The 1,782-nt window shown below is 45.6% G+C and carries 1 protein-coding gene; it reads left to right on the top strand.

Annotated features, from left to right (window positions below; genetic code table 11):
* Window positions 1-113: 113 nt before the first annotated feature.
* Complete coding sequence (locus tag ACI5FR_RS33785; protein ID WP_405462760.1) at window positions 114-1,397, top strand: IS110 family RNA-guided transposase; 1,284 nt, start codon at window positions 114-116, stop codon at window positions 1,395-1,397.
* The last annotated feature ends 385 nt before the right edge of the window (window positions 1,398-1,782 follow it).

The following is a 1,782-nucleotide window of genomic DNA, read 5'->3' as shown; positions in this document are numbered from 1 at the left end:
TTGAACCTTCCTGTTAGGGCTAAGAAATAGCCTTTGCCAAAAAAGGAGCGCCTCGGTATGATGGGTTTGTCCACGGGTTCGAAACCCAACACCATCAAGGAGGCGCTCTTATTATGAAGTTTAAACAATCAGACGGACTAAATCAACGGATAGAAAGAATTACTACAACACACTTGGTAGTAGGCATCGACATGGCCAAGGAAACACATGTTGCCCAAGCTACGAATTTCCGAGGAATTGTTCTCTCAGCACGACATCTGGCGTTTTCTAATAGCAAGGATGGGTTCGAAAAATTAAGGAGATGGATAGACGAGCTGCAACAGAAACAACATTTAAACAACATCATAATCGGTATGGAACCAACCGGGCACTATTGGTTTAATCTAGCTAATTGGTTGCTTGAACAAAGGTTTAGTGTTGTTCTAGTGAACCCCATCACGACTAAACGGAATAAGGAAAACCGAGATAATAGCCCATCCAAAAGTGATCCGAAAGATGCTCTTGTGATCGCAGATGTTGTCAGTCGAGGATACTACTCGGAGTACACCAAGCAGGCGCATTTCTTCCAGAGATTGCGGACTATAATGAGTGATCGAGAGTTTTGGGTGTCAAATTGTACCCGGCTTAAGAATAGAATCTCTCGCTGGTTAGATATCCGATTTCCTGAATATTCTTCGGTGTTTTCGGATTGGACCTGTAAGCGATCCATGGCGTCGCTGTACGAATTTCCCGTCCCTGTGGACCTACAAGGCATGACAGCAGCAGAAGTCATTAATGGTTGGAGAAAACACATGAAACGGGCAGGTGGAACTTCAGGGCTAGAGAAGGCTGGGCAACTTATCTTTTACGGAGCTAGAAGTATTGGGGAAACATCCGCTGTTCACGAAGCTAAACAGGACCTCCGCAGGTTGTTAGATGAGTATTGTCGAATCGTTGAGATCCTGGAGAAGATCGAACAAGACGTCTTAACGCTGCTACAGCAGATCCCCGCTGCGCAACAACTTCGTTCTATTCATGGTCTTGGGCCTATATTTGTCGCGGCAATTCTATCCGGTGCAGGTGATTTAACTTTGTATTCGCATGGCCGGCAGCTACTGAGGAGAGCCGGTCTCAACCTGGCTGAAAGTATGTCGGGAAAACGAAAAGGGCAGGTTGTGCTTTCAAAGCGAGGGGATGCCTCATTACGAAAATATATGTATTTGGCGACCCTAAATTTGATTGGCAGCAATCCTGTGTTTCGGAAATGGCATGAGTATAACGTACAAGTAAGACATATGAAGAAGTACCGCTCGGTGTTTAAGTTGATTGGGAAGTTAGCACGGATTATTGTTGGTATAGTTCAACGGGGAGAATCTTTTTCCCCAGAAAAAGCCGTATTTCAAGACAGAGCAGCTTAAGAAAGATACGTATTACGTAGATTGGCCCATTCGCAGGATTACAAAGAAAGCACGGAGTACCGATTTCCCGTTACTTAAGGGCGCTGACCCGTACGTTGAACTTGATCGGCCTCCACCCCTTGGCAAGGTGTTACGAAGGAAGGTAAGGGCTTAGACCCGTTGAGACTTGGGAGGGTAAACCTCTGAGGGCGTTGTGGAGAATGTGTGCAGCAAATGGAATTATGAGGAAATTTAGGTCTCATCCTCTATTTCTGCATGCCTTCATGGCTGTCAGAGGTTCTGCCAACCCAAATAAACCTTTGTATTCCGTTTTTCAAGAGGGCGTAATCCTGCGAATGAGCGAGCATACGTGAGAAAATTCCTTAATACCGAGGGAAGTAATGGG

Origin of the sequence: Paenibacillus sp. HJGM_3, from assembly GCF_045062745.1 — a bacterium.
GTDB lineage: Bacteria > Bacillota > Bacilli > Paenibacillales > NBRC-103111 > Paenibacillus_AA.
This window is presented reverse-complemented; position numbering and strand designations above follow the sequence as displayed.